The sequence below is a fragment of the Bradyrhizobium sp. MI1.10 genome (assembly GCF_055811035.1).
The window spans coordinates 1-2,412 of sequence record NZ_JBVVPN010000117.1; the positions used below are offsets into that span (position 1 = coordinate 1).

The following is a 2,412-nucleotide window of genomic DNA, read 5'->3' on the forward strand; positions in this document are numbered from 1 at the left end:
CTCCGATGCAGGTCCGATCCTCGTCGCCGCCGTTGTGCTTGCAATCGCGGCATTTGGATAGGTAGTCACCTAGCGTGCGGAAGATTGATGCCCGGAGCGGCATCGCTCGAATTTCCACCGACGTTCAGCGTCCGCGTCGACTGGGTGATCGAACAGGTTGGCTACTTCCGGTATTGGCCGATTTTGTTGCAGAAGTCGGCCGTTAGCGATGGATCGTTCGGCCATTTCTCTAAGGACGACCGGCTTTGATCCGCCGGCCCTGACGCTCTCTACGCAACTCGAACGCTACGCAATGCACAGAGCCCGAGCGGGTGGTGGACGAGCGCCCAGCGACGCGAGCCGCCGCAGGTTCTGGGCGATGGCAGCAAGAACAAACTCGTCCTGAGCGCCTTTTGGTCCCCGCAGTCGAAGCCTACCGAGCTTCAGGATGCGCTTCAAATGTGCGAACCGCATCTCGACCTTCTTGCGCTCACGTCGTGACTTCTCAAAGTCTTCGGTGTCGGCAATCGACCGGGCAACGTCTCGGGCGTATTCATGGATGTCGCGCGGGATCTTGCGCGACGGTTCTTTTGGACAGCACTGCGATTTAAGCGGGCATACATCGCAGTCGAGCTTGCTTGCTCGATACAGCAGCGTCTTGCCTTCATGCACGGTACCGCTTGTCCCAAGCCGCTTACCACCCGGGCAGTGATAGACGTCGCCGGCCGGGTCATATCGAAAGTCGCTCGGCGAGAAGGTACCGTCATCCGCTTCGACTTATCGAACACAGGGATATGCGGCCCGATGCCCTTCTCCTCGACCAGCCAGTTCAGCATCGGAGCAGCCCCGTATGCGGTATCTCCGATAAGCCGTTCTGGCTTGAGACCGAAGCGCTCCTCGGTCCGTTCGACGATGGTCATTGCTGCGCCGACCTCGGCCTGGCGAATGGCGCGGGAGGCCTCGACGTCAACGATGACACCGAACTTCACGTCGATCAGATAGTTATCGGAGTACGCGAAGAATGCCGCCCCCTTGTGAGCCCCGGTCCATTGCGCTGCCGGATCGGATGGCGAAATAAACTTCGGGACGACATCGCTGGCGGCGCCCCACGCCGTATCGTTGAGGGTCGCCAGATACTCCTTCACCGCGCGTCTAGACTTGGCTGGATCGCGATCCCTGTGCCAGCGCGCGGTGCCTTCCTTGACGGCCTTGTAGGTCTTTATCTTTCCGGCTGGTAGTTCCTGGATGTGCGAATAGCCGGTGGCGCGAAGCTTAGCGATGATCTCCTCCGACGTCAGGCTGAGCGCGGACGAGGATCCCCAACCCAGTGCGAGGGCAGTCATGATGAAAGATCGCAGCACTTGTCCTCCTTGCGCACTCGCCGCCACCGGGTTGGCCCGTTAGCCTAACTGGCTTCAGACCCCGAAAGCGCCTCCAGCCCGTGTCTATCGCCGCGATGTCCTGCTCTATCTGGGCAATCGCCAGCCTGCAATCGAAGCCCTCCCAGGCCTTCAGGTCGACCACCAGGCGCAGGCGGTGCATCCCTAGATCCTTGGGCGACCTAGTAAGCACGCCGCACTACTCGGGGCAGAGACGGCAGTCTCAGAGAAAACCGGTGGGCAAGCGCGAGCACTGCGGCTTCGTCGGTTTCGAGCGCGATCTTCTGGGCGAGCATCACATCGCCAGCCGCCAGAGGACGTTCGGGAACGAAACACCAGCCGATCGCGGGCTGCCCTGATGCGTCGAGCTCTACAACATTGCTCAGGGTACCATATTGAACTCGATATCGTCTGCCGGTGTGAGAACCGGTGACTTCGAAATAGTTGTTGGCATCGAATTGCGCGCGCTGCTCTGGAGATAACCAATCCCGCAGCAGACGCCGCGAACGCGCTTCCGGGCCATTTTTCTCGGTGAAGCTCCGATAAAGCTCACGGAGGGCGCGGAAGCGCGTATTGTTAGCGTCGCTGCGTCTGGACAGAAACATCGTCGCATCGCGATAGCTTAGCCGCCGACGAGACGCGGATAGAATAGCGTCTCTTCCGCGGTGGGATCAAACGACCGTGTGACCTTCAGTTCACTGCCCGCCTTTCGCGTCGCGGCAGTAAACCCCTGATTGGTGAGCTGCTTAAATCGCCGTTCAGCCTCGGCGAGCCCCTTCGGATCAGTTTGTTCAAAGAAATGTCTGCTTTCGCCTGTGTGGTCCATCACGATCTGGGTACCCATGGAAGAGAACTCCGCAATGCTAGGCCTCTGATGAGGAAGGAAACCTCGCGGCACCAAAAAGTGTTCCTAAGCTCGGCATGACTGGCAGTTCTTCTGGCGACGCTCGAACTCCACAAATACCTGATCCGCCGCCACTAACGCCGGCACGGATCGGCGCGGTCGATCCGCCGCGACCCGACCCGCGCCAACGCGTAAGGCGCCGATCTCGAC

General features: G+C 60.1%; 2 protein-coding genes and 1 pseudogene. All 3 read right to left on the reverse strand.

Annotated features, from left to right (window positions below; genetic code table 11):
* Positions 1-285: 285 nt before the first annotated feature.
* Positions 286-1,148 (reverse strand): annotated as a pseudogene (locus AC0L3K_RS40410) (transposase); the annotation flags it as partial.
* 392 nt (positions 1,149-1,540) lie between these two features.
* Entirely contained in the window at positions 1,541-1,963 is a 423-nt protein-coding gene (locus AC0L3K_RS40415) for a hypothetical protein (RefSeq protein ID WP_473368185.1), read from the reverse strand.
* Positions 1,964-1,980: 17 nt separating this feature from the next.
* Positions 1,981-2,202 (reverse strand): hypothetical protein, encoded by a 222-nt coding sequence (locus AC0L3K_RS40420; RefSeq protein WP_473368186.1) that lies wholly within the window; start codon positions 2,200-2,202, stop codon positions 1,981-1,983.
* Positions 2,203-2,412 lie beyond the last annotated feature (210 nt).